The organism is Enterococcus raffinosus (genome assembly GCF_001886185.1).
In the GTDB taxonomy this organism is placed as follows: Bacteria; Bacillota; Bacilli; order Lactobacillales; family Enterococcaceae; genus Enterococcus_A; species Enterococcus_A raffinosus.
On sequence record NZ_JXLA01000002.1, the window covers coordinates 113,718 to 131,728 of the forward strand.

Sequence of the window (18,011 nt, forward strand, 5' to 3'; positions counted from 1 at the left end):
GAGGAAAAAAATGAGTGCAATTGAATTTAAACAAGTAGAAAAAACATTCAAAGATGGGGATTCAACCATCGAAGCATTGAAGGAAACGAATTTTTCAGTCGAAAAAGGGGAATTTGTCGCGATCATTGGCCCGTCCGGATCTGGGAAGAGTACCTTCCTGACCATTGCAGGCGGCCTTCAATCTCCCTCTTCAGGTGAAGTGTTGATTAATGATGAAGATTTTAGTGAAAAGAAAGAGAAGGAGCGGGCAAAATTACGGTTCAAAGAAATTGGGTTTATTTTGCAGGCCTCAAATCTCGTCCCATTTTTGACCGTTAAAAAGCAGTTAAAGCTAGTTGATAAGGTCAGCAAAAATGACAATACACAGGTGGCAGAAAAGTTATTTGAGCAATTAGGAATTGCCAGTTTGGAGAATAAGTATCCAGAAGAACTGTCTGGGGGGGAACGTCAACGTGTCGCGATCGCTCGAGCATTGTATCATGATCCGACGATCATTTTAGCGGATGAACCAACCGCCAGTCTAGATTCTGAAAAAGCCTATGAAGTGGTTAAAATTTTAGCAAAAGAGACGAAGGAAAAGAACAAAGCAACCATCATGGTGACCCATGACACACGTTTAGTGAAATTCTGTGATCGAATTTTAGAAATGAAGGATGGCACACTAAAAGAAAAATCAGTTTCTGAGGACGAAAAAGAGTCGGATAGCGTATAATGAGGGTACCAAAGAAAAAATGAGGCGATTCGATGTACGAAGAGATTTTAGATGTTGCCGAAGAATTATTTATGAAGCAGGGGTATAATGACACATCTACGCGGCAAATCGCAAAGATTCTTGGCATTACCCAGCCAAATATCTATTATCATTTTAAAAACAAAGAAAACATTTATTATCAAGTCATGCTGCGGTTGTCCACCGAGGTAGGAGCAAGTTTGACAGAAATAGCTGAAAAAGCGACGAGCTTTGAAGAGAAAATTATAGGAATGGCTTTATACCTGCAGCAGAGGCATCCCTTCAGTCTGTTTATGATGATGCACGATATTCAGCACACCCTCAGTCCTGAAACGGCGAAAAAGCTCTTTTCCCTTTGGCAAGATTCATATAAGCAGCCATTTGTTGAGGTCTTCCAAAAAGAGAGCAACATCAAAGCATCAGTAGATCCTGATTTTGCGGTTCGTCAGTTATTCATTTTGATTTCTGCTTATTTGGACTCACCAGAAGAGACACGGAAAGACAATTTAGAAAAAGCCATTCAACTGTTTTTCTATGGCGTCTTGGACTAAACAGAAAATTCCCACTATCAATAATGATAGTGGGAATTTTTTTACGCTAATACCGCTGCGATCATATCTGGCAATTCTTTTTTCATGACGCGCTTTGTTGCTAGGGCATCAGTGTAGGTAATTGTTTGATCCGCTGCGATTGTTGCCAATAATTGACGCTCTTTTTTTGGAGGGTTGTAGAAGACTTCAATTGAGCTTTCTGCATCTGACCATTCAGCAGAATAATTCGTTTTAGTCTTCAATGATTGATTCAATGCTTCTGCTTGTTCCGCAGTCACGCCGGCACTTGCTGGTTCTTTGACAACATCCGCCAAAATATCTTGAGCAAGTTCTGCCGCTTTGTCCGTGTCTTGATTTTCAGCAGGTGCTGATGATTTGAAGCTTTCTGACCACAAATTGTAGACGCTGTTCGTTAGTTGATTCAACGTATTGGTATGTGGCTTTTGAATGTGGGCATCCACCAATTCTTTGAAAGAGTGATCATGCTCCGAACTTTGGATATGACGTGTTTTGCCGTCAGGAGTCTTCTCCTCAAGGTGAAGTTGATGAGGATTCACTTTGTCAAAGTAGATTTTTACATCACTATGGATGTGATTTGCCAGTGTTTCTTCCACTTGAGCAAATGTTTTGCTGATTTGTTTGTTACGAGTTTTGATTGATTTTTTAATACTTTTTAAGTTCACTAGTGTCATTCAGTCGCTTTCTTTTAAGAATAGTTCTAATCCGATTGTATTATAGCATACTTCGAAAAAAATGCAGTAAGAATAAGGTAAAAGATGTTATTTGAATCAAAAAAACACTAATTTTTGATTAGAATAACGAAAAAGATGAACTAGATAACGTTTTCAATGGCTTCGCTTATTAATTAAGAACTACGCACGCATGTACAAGTTAATAAAAAAGCCGTAGCTATTCCATTGAATAACTACAGCCTTTGAATTAACGTAAATCCTCTAAAAATTCCGTTTTTCCTGGATCTATTTCGTCTTTCATTTTAATGATCTTAGCAGGGGTACCAGCAACAACGGCTCCTGCAGGAACATCTTTTGTTACAACGGCACCAGCAGCAACGACCGCGTCTTTGCCAACATGGACACCCTCTAAAATCACCGCGTTGGCACCAACTAGCACATTATCTTCAACAACAACAGGGGAGGCACTAGGTGGTTCTAGTACGCCGGCCAAGACTGCGCCAGCACCAATGTGGGCGTGCTTTCCGACAGTTGCACGAGCGCCTAAGATTGCACCCATGTCGATCATAGTACTTTCACCGATAGAAGCACCAATGTTAATAATCGCGCCCATCATGATTACTGCCTTATCACCAATTTCCACACGATCGCGAATGAGTGCGCCTGGTTCAATGCGCGCATTGACACTTGAGATATCCAGCATCGGAATCGCTGAATTTCTGCGATCATTCTCAACATGAACGTCTGTGATTTTTGCTTGCTGCTCGTTTAGTACCTCTTGCACGGCCTGACTTTCACCAATCAAGATCCAGGTCTTTTCTTGTCCGAAAAATTGAACCTTTTCTTTGGTGATACCCGTCAAGTCTCCTTGCACATATGCTTTGACAGGGGTCATTTTTTCGGCGTTTTTAATATATTTTGCAATTTCATAGGGATCGGTTAAAGTCATCAAATTCCTCATTTCTTGTCTCAGTTTCTTTTTTTATTCTGGAAAAATCAGCTCTCGTCGATTAATTTCTCCATATCGTATATGCCAGTGGATTTTTCACTTACATATTTTGCTGCTTTAACAGCTCCGCTGGCGAAGATATTTCGTGATAAGGCTAGGTGATTTAGTTCAATGACCTCATCAGGGCCTGCATAAATCACGGTATGCTCCCCAGGGATAGTTCCACCGCGAACAGCGTGAATGCCTAGTTCGGATAGCGGATTTTCCAAATCATTGCCATGGCGACCATAAATATAGGTTTTCTTTTCTTCCACCGCATCATTGACCGCATCAGCCAGTAACAAAGCAGTACCGCTAGGGGAGTCTTTTTTCTGATTATGATGCTTTTCGACGATTTCAATATTGAATTCTTCCTCTAAAACAGGTGTAATCTCACGAATCGCCTTCGCTAATAGGTTAATGCCTAATGACATATTTGCTGAGAAGAACACGGCTGTCTGCTCTGCGGTTTTTTCAATTTGCTTCTTGATTTCATCAGTCAAGCCCGTAGTCGCGACAACGACTGGGATTTTTTTGTCAGCAGAATAATCCAACACCGCTGGAACCGCTGAATAGTGAGAAAAGTCAATAATCACATCGGCTTCAACTTGGCAATCTGCCATCGATTGATAGGTGGGAAAATCCGCCTCGAAGGCTTCACGATCAACGCCCGCAACGACCTGCATTTCAGGCTGCTGAGCGATCATGGTCTGTAAGACTTGTCCCATCCGTCCATTTGCCCCGCTTAAAATAATATCAATCATTTATTTCGCAACCTCCAAACCATAGGCTGACATTTCTTTTTTCAAGCCCTCGACTGTTTCTGCTTTGGCAGCAGAAAGGGGAAGACGGAAGTTTGGTTCAATTTTTCCTAGCAGACCAACACCGGTTTTCACAGGAATTGGATTGACTTCACAGAAAATAGCATGAATCAATGGCAGTTGTGCTAATTGCAACTCTTTGGCTAATTGGAAGTCGCCATCTAGCAATGCTTGCGTCAATTCATGAGTTTGGCGAGGAGCGATGTTCGCGACAGTCGAGATTGACCCTTTGCCTCCTAAAGCCATGATTGGTAAAACTTGATCGTCATTTCCAGAATAAATCGTGAAATCTTCTTGCATAATACGAGCGATCTCCGCAATCTGAGAAATATTTCCACTAGCTTCTTTAATGGCAACGACATTCGGGATCTCTGCTAATCGTTTAACCATTTCTGGAGCGATATTCATATTTGTTCGTGAAGCGACTGAATATAAAATAATCGGCAATTTCACGCTTTGAGCAATTTTTTGATAGTGTAAAAATAGTCCTTCGTCTGACGCTTTATTATAGTAAGGAGTTACGATCAATAAGGCATCAGCACCAACTTTTTCCGCACCAGTAGATAATTCGATGGCATGCTGTGTATCATTGACACCTGTCCCTGCGATTACTGGGATTCGACCATTCACCTTATTGACCACCGCCTCAATGACAGCGATGTGTTCATTATTGGCTAGGGTAGAGGCCTCACCAGTCGTTCCGCAAGCGATGATCGCATCAGTACCTTCACTGATTTGCCATTCTACTAGTTCCTCTAACTTCTTGTAATCGACGGCACCATCGGCTTTCATGGGGGTAACTAACGCAACACCTGATCCTTCAAATATTCTCAAGAGAAACAACTCCTTTTTCTTTTTTTAAAGCCCCTTAAAAAGGTCCTTAGTAGTAGAATTATATCCCAATTATTAACGAATGCCAACGAAAATCTAATGAAAATTTCAAGTAAAGTCAATCAAAAAAGCAGAGGCTTTAATGCCCTTGCAAGTTTAAGCGATACGTCAGCCATAAATCAATTCCTGCGATTGCTAAATAGCAACTTGCAATCTCAACGCCAAATAAAGAAAAGAAAGCAAGAGCCCCGATAGAGTAGACAGAAATTTCTAAAATGAATTTTTTACGACCAGTTAGGACTGTGGGAGACTTCGGAGCCCCATATCTTGCCCAAATAAAAGTAAGTACGCACGCTAAGAAAGCAAAAAATACTCTTTGATAGAGTGTGGAATGTAAGAAAACACCACTAAAAATGCCAATAATCGTTGCTAGCTCCAGTAAAAAGCGCGTAAGTAAAACAATTGCTGCCAAGATTATAACCTCCAAAAAAAGATGTCGTTATAATTAAAGAATAAACGCGAGTCCTACAAATAAATAGGCCCAACGATTGTCTTTTTTGCATAGAAGACACAAGAAATCAATCGATATAACTTTTTTTATTCTAACTAAGAGCCCTACAAACTCCTATTCTTTTCAGTGTATCAATCACGGAGTGAAAAAGCATTAGTAAATTTTTGGGAAAAATTTTTAGATAATTTATAAGATTACTGAGCCGATCATTCGAAAAGATTGAAACAGTAAGTTCTTCGCGCTATTGTTACAACGATCAATGTTTTTAGAGGGGATTTTTTTAAGTGAAACTACTATTATGTGAAGACGAAGATAAAATGCGGGAGCTGCTGAGGAAATTTTTCGAAAAAGAAGGGTATTCGGTAGTGGAGGTTGTGGATGGCGAAGCTGCTTTGGAGAAATTCTATGATGAGTCTTTCGATTTGGCCATTTTGGATTGGATGGTGCCGAAAATGAACGGGCTAGAAGTAGCAAAAGCCATGAAACGAGAACGTACTATTAAAATCTTGATGCTGACGGCTAAGAACATGCCTGAAGATGAGGTAGAAGCCTTGAAAACAGGGGTGGACGATTACTTAGCGAAGCCTTTTCATGCTCAAGTTCTTCTGGCTCGTGTAGCAAAATTATTAGGCGTAATCCATCAAGACCTTCATCAGCCGCTGGTTATTCTCCCGAATGAAAAGCGCGTACTACTGAATGGGACACAGTTGGATTTAACCAGCAGAGAGTACGATGTGTTATTTTATCTATATCAGAATCAAGGTTTGCCTTTGACGCGTGAGCAGATTCTCCTTTCTGTTTGGGGATTGGACAACGAAAATGATGAAAGGACCGTCGACAGCTTTATTCGTATGTTGCGTGAAAAGATCGGGAAAGAATTTATTCAAACTGTTTACGGAACAGGGTATCGTTTTGAGCTTGCGAAAAAATAGTTTGACCCGTGTGTTTATTCAACGAGTAGCCATCATCTTTGCGTTGATCCTGTTGGTTTTGACGCTATTTTATCGCTGGGGTTTTCCTACTTATTATTACTGGAAAATGGAACAGCCGGTCAAGGAGGCGCAAAAACTGATCCAAAACGGAAAAAAAAAGGAGATTTCTGATGAACTTGTGGTGATCGCGCTGGATAATAGCGGCACACCTTCAGAGGAAGAGTTGACCAACGACATTACCTTTCGACTAAGTAAAGAAGGAATCGCCCTTCATCGTTTTTGGGTAGATAAAACAACGATTCACGGCGTCCAGCAGGGACAATCGGTCCAGCGCTTGTATAATCAAACCCGACAGCGAAATGATTTTTATACGGTGTTCTTCTCGGAGGGAAATCAATTCTATCTTGTTGGGACAAGCATCCCTGACTTTCAAGCCGCAGTCCGAACACTTTTTCCCATTCTAATCGCAGCTACAGTGTTATTTTTACTGCTGTTGTTTGCTTTGATTATCCTCTTGGTGCGTAATCAAATCATCCAGCCGATCCGTCGCTTGGAGCAGACAACGCGAAATATTTCTAAGCTGAATTTTACAGATTCTGACAATCAGGAGGAAAATGAGCTCGGTCAGTTAAGTCAATCGATCAATCAGATGAAACGCTCGTTGCAGCAGCATGAAATGGAAATGCTGGAGCGTAATGATCAACTGAAGGCCTTCTCTTCAAATCTAGCTCATGAGTTAAAAACACCGTTATCCATCATGCAGCTGCTAGTGGACGGTGAACAAATGGGGTTAGAAAATCCTGCATTTCTGGAAGATATCGATCAGCAATTGCTAAACATGAATGCCCTGGTGACAAATTTACTGGCCTATAGTCAGCAGATGAAGGAGACGATTCAATTTGAAAGAATCAACATTTCCTCGCTGCTTGAAAAGGAAGTCGCACAAGAAAGGCTCATCGATCAAACCTTTCAAATCGACCTGAAGGCAGAAGCCTGTGAACTGGAAACGAACCCTCAGCTACTAAGTATTGTATTGACTAATTTATTGACAAATAGTATGAAGTACAGCTTGGATAAACAGGTGAAAATAACTGGCAATAAGCAGGATTCCCAGTATCAGATCATGTTTGAGAATAGAGCCAATCCATTGTCCCAGCAGCAATTTTCCCATTTAAAGGAACCTTTTGTGGTAGGAGAAAAGTCTCGCAACAGCCATTTATCTGGGACAGGGCTCGGACTTTCCATCGTCGAACAAACACTTCGTCTCATTGGCGGTGAGTTCAAGCTTCGACAGGAAAACTATTCTTTCCTTGCGACAATCGTATTGCCCATTCAACAGACAGCACAATAATCTGTGCTGTTTTTCTTTTGCACAAGTTTTGCATAATTGTTTCGTATTCTTTTTCTGCAAGGAGGAGAGAGTATGGACAAGAAAACAAAACGAAAGATAATTATCGGAATTCTGACAGCCGCGCTGCTTCTAACAGGCGGGATGCTGGCGATGATCGCCATACATGAAAAAATCGCTCCAGCAGGCATGATGGATAAAACGACGCGATTACAGATTCCATCTGTCAGTCAGTAAACAGATAGATACTATAAGCAAAAGAAAGCAGGAAATTCTATGATCAAAAGACTGTTACTCGGAGTGTTACTACTCCTATTATTTATTCCCATCTACGCATTTAAAATCGAACCGAACTTGGTGGTTGTACATCGATTGCAGCTGGGTGCTTCCTCCAAGCCGGAAGAATTGAAGGTACTTCAGCTTTCAGATATTCAAGTCTCAGAAAGCTACGCTACCAAACGTTTGGACAAGGTGATTCGCAAGGTAAACAATGAGAAACCTGATATTATCGTTTTTACCGGAGATCTATTTGATAACTACAGCCAATACAACCATGAACAGGAAATTATTGAGAAGCTGAAGGAGATGAAGGCGACTATCGGTAAATACGCGGTTTGGGGCAACCATGATTACGGTGGCGGAGCCGCAAGAATTTATCAGCAAGTCATGAATGCGGCCGATTTTGACGTATTAAAAAATGCCGGCGAAACAATTTCTTTGGCAAATGGCAAAAGAGTATTCATCGGTGGATTAGACGATTCATTGCTGGGGTCTCCTTCGATCGATGAAACCTTGAGTTATCGTCAAGGGTATGATTATTCTGTGTTGCTGACCCATGAGCCGGATGTGGCGGATGGCTTCGTGGGAACAAATACACAACTCGTTTTAGCTGGTCATAGTCACGGGGGGCAAATTCGTCTGCCTTTTTATCAGGTGACGAATGTATTAGCGAAAAAATACGTTCGTGGTCTCTACGAACTCAGCGATCATACCAAACTTTATGTAAATACCGGATTAGGTACGACAGCCATCCATGCACGGTTGGGGGTGCCGCCGGAAATCTCTGTTTTTCAATTGCACTTTTGATAAAACGAACAAAAAAAGGGGAGCAGCTACTTCAAAGTATAAGTAGGCTGCTCCTTTCTTATTGGATAATCTCAAACCCATAGCCACGGATATGCTCCTTCAACAGCTCTAAATAGGTCTGAGCCAAAGGACTGAGCTCTAGCTGTTCCTGCTTAAGCCAGCCTAGCGTGATGACATCGTCATACTCTAAAGGAATCGCGACGATTTTGTCGTCGTTTAATTCGCTGCTGATGATCCCAGAGCTGATAGTATAACCGTTTAGCCCCACCATCAGATTAAAAATAGTCGCGCGATCACTGACCTTGATATTCTTCTTGCGATCCCAGGTACTGAGAATCTCTTCGGAAAAATAAAAGGAGTTCGTTTCCCCCTGTTCATAGGACAAATAAGGATAATCCTCAAGATCGGCTAATGTTAACGACTTTTTCGCCACTAAAGGATTGCTGCGACTAACGAAAACATGCGGTTTTGCTTCAAATAATGGAGTGAAAAACAACCCTTTTTCCTTGAATAGCTTCAACATGACCTGCCGATTAAAGGCATTCAAGTATAAAACGCCTAGTTCGCTTTTAAAGCTGGTGAGGTCGTCAAAAATATTTTCCGTCTCGGTTTCTCGCAAAGTAAAATTATACTCGTCAGAATTCACCGTGCGCAACAGCTCAACAAACGCGTGTACCACAAAGGCGTAATGCTGCGCCGACACGGAAAAGTTTTGCTTGCGCAGCGGTTCGTTTTTAAATTTTTCCTCCAGCAAATTGACTTGATCCAAAATTTGACGACAGTATATTAGAAATTCCCGTCCTTCAGAGGTTGGGATAATTCCCTGCTTGTTTCGGATCACTAGCTGAACATTCATTTCACTTTCCAGTTCCTTCAGCGCGTTTGATAAGCTGGGTTGGGTTAAAAACAGCGCTTTTGCGGCCTCATTGATCGAACCTTTTTCAATAATTTTCTCAAAATAAATCAGTTGCTGCAGTCGCATCGCTTCACCTCTTTTTTTAAAGAGTATAACGAAGGTTATAGTTATTGGCTATAACTAGTTATTACTTTTTTCAGTTATTCAAGCAAAAAAAAGCGTGCTATTGTGTACCGTAACACAACTGAAGGAGGAAAAACTATGAGAACAACCATTATCGGGTTTCCTAGAATTGGCGAAAATAGAGAATTGAAATTTGCGACAGAAAAATATTTTAGTGGAGAGCTGTCTAGTGAGGAGCTAGAGGATTTTGCTAAGGATTTAAGACAAAAACATTGGCAGTTAATCAAGGAAAGCGGGATTGACGAAATTCCTAGTAACGACTTTTCTTTTTATGATACGACGTTAGACACGACTTGCTTGTTAAACATTGTCCCACAGGAAGTAGCGAAGCTAAACTTAACGGACACTGAAAGATATTTTGCCTTAGCCCGCGGTTATCAAGGACAAAAAGGGGATATCAAAGCACGACCGATGAAAAAGTGGTTCAACACCAATTATCACTATATCGTGCCTAAATTCGAAAAGGAAACAAATATTTTTGTCAGCGGCGACAAGCTTTTTAAAGAATACTATGAAGCAAAGGCATTAGGCATCGACACACGTCCTGTACTGATCGGACCATTCACCTTACTGCAGCTTAGTGAATTTGAACCAGGAACAGATCGCAAAAAAATCACCGACCAATTAATTACGGCTTATGGAGAAATATTGGACAAGCTGAAAGATCTGGGGGCTGAATGGATTCAGTTAGATGAACCTAGCTTAGTGAAAGATTTAACAACCGAAGAACTAGCAGAGTTCAAAGCGATTTATGAACGGCTATTAACGGATCAAGAGATAAAAGTTCTGTTGCAAACATATTTTGGCGATATTCGCGATGCCTACGAAACTGTCATCAACTTGCCTTTTGCAGGGATCGGCTTGGATTTTGTTGAAGGACGTAAAACGGCAGAGTTAGTAGCACAAGGGTTTCCTAAGGACAAAATCTTATTTGCCGGAGTGGTAAACGGAAAAAATATCTGGCGAAACCATTATCAGCAAACAATCGAAACGCTGAAGGACTTTGATCAGAAAAAACTGATTCTAACGACTTCTTGCTCGCTTTTACATGTTCCTTTTACCACCGAAAACGAGGTGTTTCCTGATGAAATCAAGCAGCATTTCGCCTTTGCGAAGGAAAAATTAACAGAATTAGTAGATTTGGCAACCATTTTAGCGGGCAATAGAGAAGCTCTAAAAGACAATCAAGCACTATTTGCTAAAACCCGCTTTACTGAAAATCAAGCCGTTCAGAAAAAAATCCGCGAACTTACGGAGCAGGACTACACGCGCAAACCGGCCTTCCAGGAACGAGAGGCGATTCAAAAACAGGCGTTTGATTTTCCAGTATTACCGACAACCACCATTGGGTCTTTTCCACAAACAAGGGAGGTCAAGCTGACACGAGCGAAATACAAGCGCCAAGAACTCAGTCAAGAAGCGTATGATCAATTTATTGCCCAGCAAATCAATGAATGGTTGAATTGGCAGGAAAAAATTGGGCTAGATGTACTAGTTCATGGTGAGTTTGAGCGCAACGACATGGTGGAATACTTTGGTCAAAACCTCTCCGGCTATTTGTTTAGTAAAAATGGTTGGGTACAATCTTACGGAACAAGAGGCGTGAAGCCGCCGATTATTTGGGGCGATGTCGCTCGAGAAAAGCCGATCACCGTCAAATGGTCCACCTATGCACAAGAGCAAACAGATAAAATCGTGAAGGGCATGCTGACAGGACCAGTGACCATCTTGAATTGGTCCTTTCCGCGAGAAGACATCAGCTTAAAGGATTCAACGCTGCAAATCGCTTTAGCGATCCAAGAGGAAGTATTGGATTTAGAAAAGAATGGTATTCGCGTGATTCAAATCGATGAGGCAGCATTACGAGAAAAACTGCCGTTAAGAAAGACGGATTGGTACTCTGAATATTTAGATTGGTCCATTCCAGCCTTCCGTTTGGTCCATAGCAAGGTCCAGCCAACGACCCAAGTCCATACGCATATGTGCTATAGCGAATTCACGGATATTATTCCCGCGATTGATCAAATGGATGCCGATGTGATTTCCTTTGAAGCCTCCCGATCAAACTTGGCAATATTGGATGAACTGAAGGCGCAAAATTTCCGCACAGCGGTAGGACCAGGAGTCTATGATATTCATTCTCCACGGGTGCCATCAGTGAATGAAATCAAGGAGACCATCAGTAAAATTTTAGCAAAGGTTCCCTTGGAAAAAGTCTGGATCAATCCTGACTGCGGCTTAAAAACTCGTGGGATTCCTGAAACGAAGGCTAGCTTGACCAACATGACAGAAGCCGTAAAACAAGTCAGAAAGGATTTGTAGCCTATGTCCAGTGCACTATCCTTTGAAGTTTTTCCGCCAAATACACAAATTGGCACGGAGAAGCTGTTCAAAACCTTGAAAGAGCTGCAGCAGCTAGAGCCAGATTTTATCAGCGTTACCTGCAGCAATAATCGCCAAACTATAGAAGAGACTACCTTGAAGGTCGCGGATTATATCCATAGAAAGCTGAAGGTTCCAACGATTGCCCACCTGCCGGCAGCCTATCTTAGTCAGTCGCAATTAGCCGAATTGGTGAAACGGCTGGATCAGATTGGGATTAATCAGATTCTCGCTTTGCGTGGAGATATTCTTCCTGATTTGCCGCCTAAAAAAGACTTTGTCTATGCCAGCGATTTGATTCAGTATGTCAAAAGAGAGGCGCCGCATCTCCATATCAGCGGTGCTTGCTACCCAGAATCGCATCCAGAGTCACTAAATCGGATTGAAGATATCAAGCAACTGAAGCATAAGGTAGCGGTAGGCTGCGAACAGCTGATTACCCAGTTGTTTTTCGACAATGATTTGTTTTATCAGTTTCAGGAATCCTGTTACTTAGCGGATATAAAAGTGCCGATTCTTGCAGGAATCATGCCGATCGTCAATCGGAACCAAGCTTTACGACTGATTAAGACGACGAATACGAAGCTACCACGAAAATTCCTGGCCATTCTGGAAAAATACGAGCATGATCCTGTCGCCCTGAGGGAAGCGGGATTGGCCTATGCTATCGATCAAATCGTGGATCTGACTACACAGGATGTTTCGGGCATTCATCTTTATACGATGAACAATGCAGAGGTGGCAAAGCATATCTATCACAACACAAAGAATGTCTTAAATGGACAATGGAAAGCTGGATGATTTTATAAAAGATTTGACAGAGCTAACAAAATGATTATAATAAGATTAATTTAATAGACGAACGTGGAAGAGAAGAGTAATTGACGCTGCTAGATACAGAGACCTCGGCTGGTGAGAAAGAGGACAAAGCAAACTCAATGAAGATGAGCTCTGAGTTTTTTAGCAGGTTCACGCTTGCTAGACGGCCGTGACCGATACCTCACCGAGTTTCTTTATGGAACTGTCGAGGTATTTTTAATAATACGAATTTGGGTGGTACCACGGTTTGATCCGTCCCTTTGTCAAATGACAAAGGGGCGTTTTTTTTTTGTTTTTTGGAAGAAAACCAGCTATAAGGAGTGAGCAGATGGAAACAGCAGAATTTATTCAGCAGTATTATCGAAAAAGAAGAGGAACAGACTCTTTGAAATGGGATGCCTTAAAGGAACGCTACGGCAAAGCGGAGCTGCTGCCGTTATGGGTGGCAGATATGGATTTCTCCGTCCCTGAAGTAGTTCAAGAAACGCTGACGGAAAGGATCAATCACGGTGTTTTCGGCTATTCACTCACACCAAAAGAGTATTTCAACGCGTATCAGGGATGGCAGAACCGCCATGAACAAACAGCATTTCAAGAAGAGTGGTTGTTCTTTACTTCTGGCGTAGTGCAAGCCCTCCATGATTTGATTGCTTGCTTTACTGATGAGGGAGATCAGATTCTCATACAGCCGCCAGTTTATTATCCTTTTTTTGACGTTGTGAAAAATCAGCGGCGACAATTACTCACCTCAGAGCTAGTTAAGACTTCCGATGGTTATCAAATGTCGCTTGAGCATTTTGAAGCACAATTGATCCAACAGAACATTAAGCTATTTATCCTTTGCTCTCCTCACAATCCAGTTGGACGAGTTTGGAGCCGAGAAGAACTTAGGGAAGTTCTCTCCCTTTGTCAAAAATACGATGTCCTAGTGATTTCTGACGAGATTCATTCTGATCTGATTTTATCGGATTATTCCTTTATCTCCGCGGTGACAATCGCGGCAGAATTAGATTTTTTGGATCATTTGATTGTCTGCAACGCGCCGTCAAAGACCTTTAATTTAGCCGCTTTATTGAATGCGCATATTTGGCTGCCAGATGAGCACCTGCGAGAAAAGTATCAACAGTGGGAAAGCAAGCACCATCAAACAGGAAACAGTGTGCTTGGACAAGTAGCGGCACAGGCAGCCTATGCATCAGGAGATGAGTGGCTAGAGGGGGCACTCTCAGTAATCGAAAAAAACTATCAGCTTTTAAAACAAACACTAGCGCAGCAAATTCCGCAAATTAAAGTCAGTGAACTTCAGGGAACCTATTTGGCCTGGCTCAATTTGAATGATTGGCTGCCAAGCTTAGAACTGGAAGAATATATTAAAGAACAGGCAGGCTTAGCCATTGATTATGGCGCGTGGTTTTCACCAAACACTAAGGGTTTTATTCGAATCAATTTAGCCACGAGTCCAGAAAATATCGAGACAGCGATCAAGAATTTAGTAGCGGTTGAACACAAACTTAAAGGAGGAGATGAAGATGAGCTATCATACAGCCACCGAATTAGCACAAATCGGCAATCATAAGGACAAGCAAACAGGAGCAGTCTCAACGCCGATCCACTTATCAACGACCTTTGCCCATCCAGGATTAGGAAAAAGCACCGGCTACGATTACACACGCACGAAAAATCCGACACGAGAAATTTTGGAAGAGGCACTGGCAAAATTAGAAGAAGGCAGTCAGGCAATTGTGACTAGCTCCGGAATGAGTGCGATTCAATTGGTTTTCCAGCTGTTTCCAGCTAAAAGCGAATTTTTAGTTTCTCGCGACCTTTACGGCGGCAGCTATCGCTATTTTGACGAATTGGCGCGGCAAAACGGTTCAGTCTTTCACTATTTTGATGACTATGAAAGTTTAGCAGCACAGCTCACGGACCAGATCACGGCGATCTTTTTAGAAACACCCACTAATCCCTTGATGCAGGAAGTTTCTATCGCTGATACCGCAAAATTAGCCCGCCGCTATCAAGCCTGTTTAATCGTGGACAATACCTTTTCCACTCCCTTGCGGCAGCAGCCCTTAAAAGAAGGGGCCGATATCGTCCTTCACTCCGGCACTAAGTTCTTAAGTGGTCACAATGATTTACTGGCAGGAGTCGTTGTAGCCAAAACCCCTGAGATAGGAGAGAGGTTGGCGTGGTTAAGCAATACAACGGGGCCAACGTTGTCCAGCTTTGATAGCTGGCTCTTTATTCGCAGTCTCAAAACCCTGAAGATACGTTTTGAAGCGCAGGAACGCAATGCGCAGAAAATCGCGAAGGTCTTGACCACTTTTCCGCAAGTAGAGAAGGTTCTTTACCCTGGAATTGGCGGAATGATCAGTTTTTATCTTCAAGACACGAAGCAAATTCCAGCTTTTTTGTCAAAGCTGCGCTTGATCACCTTTGCCGAAAGTCTGGGAGGAGTAGAAACATTGATTACTTATCCAACGACTCAGACACACGCGGATATTCCGACAGAGCTTCGAGAATCCTATGGCTTGACGGCCAATCTATTGCGCCTTTCTGTCGGAATAGAAGATCCACAAGATTTGCTGGCGGATTTGGAGCAGGCACTTCAGTGGCAAGAATAAGTCCTTTAGATAGGAAATGCCATTGCTGCCGCTTTTCAATTGGTTTTACTCTTAAAAAGAACATGATATGATGACAGCGATAGAAAGGAATGAATCAAGTGAAAAAATGGAAAAAAATCCTTTTGATCGTTGTTCTCGCAATTGTTGTTATTATTAGCGGCGGAATCGCCTACCTAAAAACGCAAACCTATTCTCCTACAAATCAGGCCCAGCAAGTGGCTGAACAGGCGGAAGATAAAAGCGATTGGCTCTATTTTCCTTCAAAGGATACCTCTAAGCCGCTGATCATTTTCTACCCCGGCGCACTGGTAAAACCTGAAAGCTACAGTGATTGGGCAGAAACAGTTGCGAAAGCGGGGTATCCTGTTTATATTGTGAAGATGCCATTGGATTTGGCTATTTTGGCCCCAAATCGCGGAGAGAAAATCCTGTCACAACAGCCAAATCGAGACTATGTTATTGGCGGCCATTCATTAGGTGGCGTAATGGCCAGCCGTTTTGCCAATGAACATACGAAAAAGCTGCGAGGAGCATTTTTCCTAGCAAGCTATCCAGATGAAAAAGGCAGTTTAGCAGATAGCAAGATTCCTGTATTATCTCTGACCGCAGAAAATGATCAGGTACTAAATCAGGAGGCTTACAAAAAAGCGAAGAAGGAATTACCTAAAACAACAGATTATCAAGAAATAGGCGGAGGAAATCACGCAGGCTTTGGTTCGTACGGCAAACAAAAAGGCGATGGAAAATCAACCATTACTGATCAGAATCAACAGGTAGCTCAGCGTTTAATTGCTTGGCTAGAGGAAAAAGTGCATACGAAAGACTAAGAAATCATCCTAGATGGTTTCTTTTTATATTTATCGTTATTTTTTAATTCAGTATCTATTCATTAATGAACGGTTTGTTTCACTCATTGTCGTTATAAAACGATAACAATGGCATGAAAGTTCACTCTATATTTTCTAACAGACCCACCTAAAATTCCCTGATGTGTTATTATAACGAAATGAAAGATTGATTTAGGAGTGATCAAGTGAAAAAAGCGATTATCGGAATGGGGATCTGTGTGGGTTTATTAAGTCTAGCAGGCTGTTCCAAAAATGAAACGCATGCGAGTCATAAAAACAGCAAGAACACCGTTCATGTTTCAGAAGATTTCTCATTAACAAAGCAAACTTCAACAACAGCAACCAGCGACAAAAATTTAAGTAGATCATCGACAATAGCCAGCTCCACTTCATCATCTGAGAGCCAGGAAGAGTCAACTAACTCCAGTCTTTGGACAACTCAAAAAGCCAGTGAGCTTCAACAATTCATGGAGAGCTGGGGCATTACTATGAAGCAAACTTACAGGGAATACACACCGAATAATAACGTCAATTTTTATGGGTTGCAGCTGCCGGAGGCTGTTTTAGGCAGTTCAAAGACCTGGGGAATCGCTGTTAATGACGTTGCTGTCTCTGCTGAGTGGTCGACTACTGGCGAATCTTCTTCCGAATACAGCATTGTCGCGGTTTATTCAGACGCAGAAACCGCAAGCGGTTCAGGAGCAAGACACCTTTACTTCTTTGGATTTAATAATAATCAGCCAGTCGTCCTAGTTTCCATGCAAAACCAAGGCATGGAGGATCACGCGCTGCACTTCAAGCAAACAGAAAACCAAGCGCTAACTAGCGGCTTCCAAAATATCGTTGCCAACGGTAGAATCTACTGAACCAGTAAATACCTGGACTTCCATGGATGAAGCGATTCAGTTTTATGAGGATACATATAAAAACACTGCGAACGAAGTCAGCCAACAAATTCTTTGGGAAAATTATCATCGAAGCTGCTGGAGTTTAACAGAACAAGCAGAGAATCGCATGGTTCTCCATTGGAAGAATATTGGTGGCGCTGGCGACAGCTATGTAGCTTTTGAAAAATTCGCTGATCACACGACGATCACTCAATATGATGGCAACAATTCCTATCCAAATAGCCCAAGCAAGGCCTTCAATGTTCGAAACAGCGATCATACCGTGTATTAAAATAGAAGGAAAGTCTATCAAAACAACGATAGGCTTTTTTCTATTTAAACAATTTTTTGAAATCGTTTCCATTATTTTTTGAAGCGATAATCCTTGATGCATCAATATTTAGCTTTTGAGAATCATTATGCTTTAATAAATATTAATATTTTGGTATGCGAAACCCGTGACAAAAGGCGTATTTTGTTGATGTAGATATCTCAACTAAGAATGAATAAAAACAAATTAGAAAGGAGGACCTCTTTTGACAAAACAGAAATTAACCAACCAGCAATTATTCACCTTATCCCGTCCAACACTGGAAAAACGCATTCGCCGGTTTTATTTTGATACGAAAGATGGAAAGACCGCCATCGAAATGCTGATCACATTACAAGTACGAGAAGAATTGTGCGAGACGGATTTTTCAAATATATTAGGGGAGCTGGTGCGACACATTTTTCTAGAAACGCGTTCTACAGCCGCTATGCGCCGTTATTATTTGTATTTCACCGATTATTTCACTAAAAAGGATTGGCAGCTGTTGAACCTTAAATTATTCCCAGCGCAGACCTTTATCGCTGAAAAGCTTGAGCAATTATATACACAGGTCATCGGAAAACCCTTAGCAAGACTTGCGGAATCATGACC

The 18,011-nt window shown here is 41.8% G+C and carries 20 protein-coding genes; 14 read left to right on the forward strand and 6 right to left on the reverse strand.

What is annotated here, in order from left to right:
- Positions 1–10 precede the first annotated feature (10 nt).
- Together RV13_RS01435 and RV13_RS01440 are read left to right on the forward strand one after the other, a co-directional pair.
- Positions 11–712 (forward strand): ABC transporter ATP-binding protein, encoded by a 702-nt coding sequence (locus tag RV13_RS01435; RefSeq protein ID WP_010743467.1) that lies wholly within the window; start codon positions 11–13, stop codon positions 710–712.
- Between the two features lie 32 nt (positions 713–744).
- Positions 745–1,281 (forward strand): TetR/AcrR family transcriptional regulator, encoded by a 537-nt coding sequence (locus RV13_RS01440; RefSeq protein WP_060789042.1) that lies wholly within the window; start codon positions 745–747, stop codon positions 1,279–1,281.
- Between the two features lie 41 nt (positions 1,282–1,322).
- On the opposite strand, the gene RV13_RS01445 is transcribed toward RV13_RS01440, so the two are convergent.
- The 5 genes from RV13_RS01445 to RV13_RS01465 form a co-directional block, all read right to left on the reverse strand.
- Positions 1,323–1,973, reverse strand: a complete 651-nt coding sequence (locus tag RV13_RS01445) for a hypothetical protein (protein WP_249024451.1) — start codon at positions 1,971–1,973, stop codon at positions 1,323–1,325.
- A 247-nt stretch (positions 1,974–2,220) separates the two neighbouring features.
- The gene (dapD, locus tag RV13_RS01450; RefSeq protein WP_010743470.1) at positions 2,221–2,922 is read right to left on the reverse strand and encodes a 2,3,4,5-tetrahydropyridine-2,6-dicarboxylate N-acetyltransferase; all 702 of its coding nucleotides are present in this window, start codon (positions 2,920–2,922) and stop codon (positions 2,221–2,223) included.
- Between the two features lie 47 nt (positions 2,923–2,969).
- The gene (gene dapB / locus RV13_RS01455) at positions 2,970–3,725 is read right to left on the reverse strand and encodes a 4-hydroxy-tetrahydrodipicolinate reductase (protein WP_060789041.1); all 756 of its coding nucleotides are present in this window, start codon (positions 3,723–3,725) and stop codon (positions 2,970–2,972) included.
- Complete coding sequence (gene dapA, locus RV13_RS01460; RefSeq protein ID WP_060789040.1) at positions 3,726–4,616, reverse strand: 4-hydroxy-tetrahydrodipicolinate synthase; 891 nt, start codon at positions 4,614–4,616, stop codon at positions 3,726–3,728.
- A 136-nt stretch (positions 4,617–4,752) separates the two neighbouring features.
- On the reverse strand, positions 4,753–5,085 hold the full coding sequence (locus RV13_RS01465; RefSeq protein WP_010743473.1) for a DUF2568 domain-containing protein: 333 nt from the start codon (positions 5,083–5,085) through the stop codon (positions 4,753–4,755).
- A gap of 323 nt (positions 5,086–5,408) precedes the next feature.
- Between RV13_RS01465 and RV13_RS01470 the strand changes: the two genes are divergently transcribed.
- From RV13_RS01470 to RV13_RS01480, 4 genes are all read left to right on the forward strand, one after another.
- Positions 5,409–6,056, forward strand: coding sequence for a response regulator transcription factor (locus RV13_RS01470; RefSeq protein ID WP_010743474.1), 648 nt, complete (start codon positions 5,409–5,411; stop codon positions 6,054–6,056).
- The gene (locus RV13_RS01475; RefSeq protein WP_010743475.1) at positions 6,037–7,407 is read left to right on the forward strand and encodes a sensor histidine kinase; all 1,371 of its coding nucleotides are present in this window, start codon (positions 6,037–6,039) and stop codon (positions 7,405–7,407) included. Before RV13_RS01470 ends, RV13_RS01475 begins: the two co-directional genes overlap by 20 nt.
- Before the next feature lie 72 nt (positions 7,408–7,479).
- Positions 7,480–7,641 carry a hypothetical protein gene (locus RV13_RS20925; protein WP_010743476.1) on the forward strand — a complete coding sequence of 54 codons (162 nt, stop codon included), beginning with the start codon at positions 7,480–7,482 and terminating at the stop codon, positions 7,639–7,641.
- A gap of 39 nt (positions 7,642–7,680) precedes the next feature.
- Entirely contained in the window at positions 7,681–8,490 is an 810-nt protein-coding gene (locus RV13_RS01480) for a metallophosphoesterase (protein WP_010743477.1), read from the forward strand.
- Positions 8,491–8,548: 58 nt separating this feature from the next.
- Here RV13_RS01480 and RV13_RS01485 read toward each other — a convergent pair whose 3' ends face one another.
- Positions 8,549–9,472, reverse strand: coding sequence for a LysR family transcriptional regulator (locus RV13_RS01485; protein ID WP_010743478.1), 924 nt, complete (start codon positions 9,470–9,472; stop codon positions 8,549–8,551).
- A 135-nt stretch (positions 9,473–9,607) separates the two neighbouring features.
- On the opposite strand from RV13_RS01485, the gene metE reads away from it, so the two are divergent.
- The 8 genes from metE to RV13_RS01525 all read left to right on the forward strand — a co-directional run bounded on the left by metE (position 9,608) and on the right by RV13_RS01525 (position 18,009).
- The gene (gene metE / locus RV13_RS01490) at positions 9,608–11,851 is read left to right on the forward strand and encodes a 5-methyltetrahydropteroyltriglutamate--homocysteine S-methyltransferase (protein WP_010743479.1); all 2,244 of its coding nucleotides are present in this window, start codon (positions 9,608–9,610) and stop codon (positions 11,849–11,851) included.
- Positions 11,852–11,854: 3 nt separating this feature from the next.
- Positions 11,855–12,712 carry a methylenetetrahydrofolate reductase [NAD(P)H] gene (gene metF / locus RV13_RS01495; RefSeq protein ID WP_010743480.1) on the forward strand — a complete coding sequence of 286 codons (858 nt, stop codon included), beginning with the start codon at positions 11,855–11,857 and terminating at the stop codon, positions 12,710–12,712.
- A gap of 346 nt (positions 12,713–13,058) precedes the next feature.
- Positions 13,059–14,306 carry a MalY/PatB family protein gene (locus RV13_RS01500; RefSeq protein ID WP_028021217.1) on the forward strand — a complete coding sequence of 416 codons (1,248 nt, stop codon included), beginning with the start codon at positions 13,059–13,061 and terminating at the stop codon, positions 14,304–14,306.
- Positions 14,260–15,354: a PLP-dependent transferase gene (locus RV13_RS01505; protein WP_010743482.1), complete on the forward strand. Its 1,095-nt coding sequence runs from the start codon at positions 14,260–14,262 to the stop codon at positions 15,352–15,354. The genes RV13_RS01500 and RV13_RS01505 overlap by 47 nt, the downstream gene beginning before the upstream one ends.
- Positions 15,355–15,452: 98 nt before the next feature.
- Positions 15,453–16,181: an alpha/beta hydrolase gene (locus RV13_RS01510; RefSeq protein WP_010743483.1), complete on the forward strand. Its 729-nt coding sequence runs from the start codon at positions 15,453–15,455 to the stop codon at positions 16,179–16,181.
- A gap of 206 nt (positions 16,182–16,387) precedes the next feature.
- Positions 16,388–17,068 carry a DUF4767 domain-containing protein gene (locus tag RV13_RS01515; RefSeq protein ID WP_010743484.1) on the forward strand — a complete coding sequence of 227 codons (681 nt, stop codon included), beginning with the start codon at positions 16,388–16,390 and terminating at the stop codon, positions 17,066–17,068.
- A 22-nt stretch (positions 17,069–17,090) separates the two neighbouring features.
- Positions 17,091–17,381: a hypothetical protein gene (locus RV13_RS01520; protein ID WP_010743485.1), complete on the forward strand. Its 291-nt coding sequence runs from the start codon at positions 17,091–17,093 to the stop codon at positions 17,379–17,381.
- A 244-nt stretch (positions 17,382–17,625) separates the two neighbouring features.
- Positions 17,626–18,009, forward strand: coding sequence for a hypothetical protein (locus RV13_RS01525; protein WP_010743486.1), 384 nt, complete (start codon positions 17,626–17,628; stop codon positions 18,007–18,009).
- Positions 18,010–18,011 lie beyond the last annotated feature (2 nt).

Bases quoted from the DNA above. Each gene is read 5' to 3' on its own strand.
- RV13_RS01435 (WP_010743467.1), top strand. From the start codon at position 11: ATGAGTGCAATTGAATTTAAACAAGTAGAAAAAACATTCAAAGATGGG.
- RV13_RS01440 (WP_060789042.1), top strand. From the start codon at position 745: ATGTACGAAGAGATTTTAGATGTTGCCGAAGAATTATTTATGAAGCAG.
- RV13_RS01445 (WP_249024451.1), bottom strand. From the start codon at position 1,973: ATGACACTAGTGAACTTAAAAAGTATTAAAAAATCAATCAAAACTCGT.
- dapD (WP_010743470.1), bottom strand. From the start codon at position 2,922: ATGACTTTAACCGATCCCTATGAAATTGCAAAATATATTAAAAACGCC.
- dapB (WP_060789041.1), bottom strand. From the start codon at position 3,725: ATGATTGATATTATTTTAAGCGGGGCAAATGGACGGATGGGACAAGTC.
- RV13_RS20925 (WP_010743476.1), top strand. From the start codon at position 7,480: ATGGACAAGAAAACAAAACGAAAGATAATTATCGGAATTCTGACAGCC.
- RV13_RS01480 (WP_010743477.1), top strand. From the start codon at position 7,681: ATGATCAAAAGACTGTTACTCGGAGTGTTACTACTCCTATTATTTATT.
- RV13_RS01485 (WP_010743478.1), bottom strand. From the start codon at position 9,472: ATGCGACTGCAGCAACTGATTTATTTTGAGAAAATTATTGAAAAAGGT.
- metE (WP_010743479.1), top strand. From the start codon at position 9,608: ATGAGAACAACCATTATCGGGTTTCCTAGAATTGGCGAAAATAGAGAA.
- metF (WP_010743480.1), top strand. From the start codon at position 11,855: ATGTCCAGTGCACTATCCTTTGAAGTTTTTCCGCCAAATACACAAATT.
- RV13_RS01500 (WP_028021217.1), top strand. From the start codon at position 13,059: ATGGAAACAGCAGAATTTATTCAGCAGTATTATCGAAAAAGAAGAGGA.
- RV13_RS01505 (WP_010743482.1), top strand. From the start codon at position 14,260: ATGAGCTATCATACAGCCACCGAATTAGCACAAATCGGCAATCATAAG.
- RV13_RS01520 (WP_010743485.1), top strand. From the start codon at position 17,091: ATGGATGAAGCGATTCAGTTTTATGAGGATACATATAAAAACACTGCG.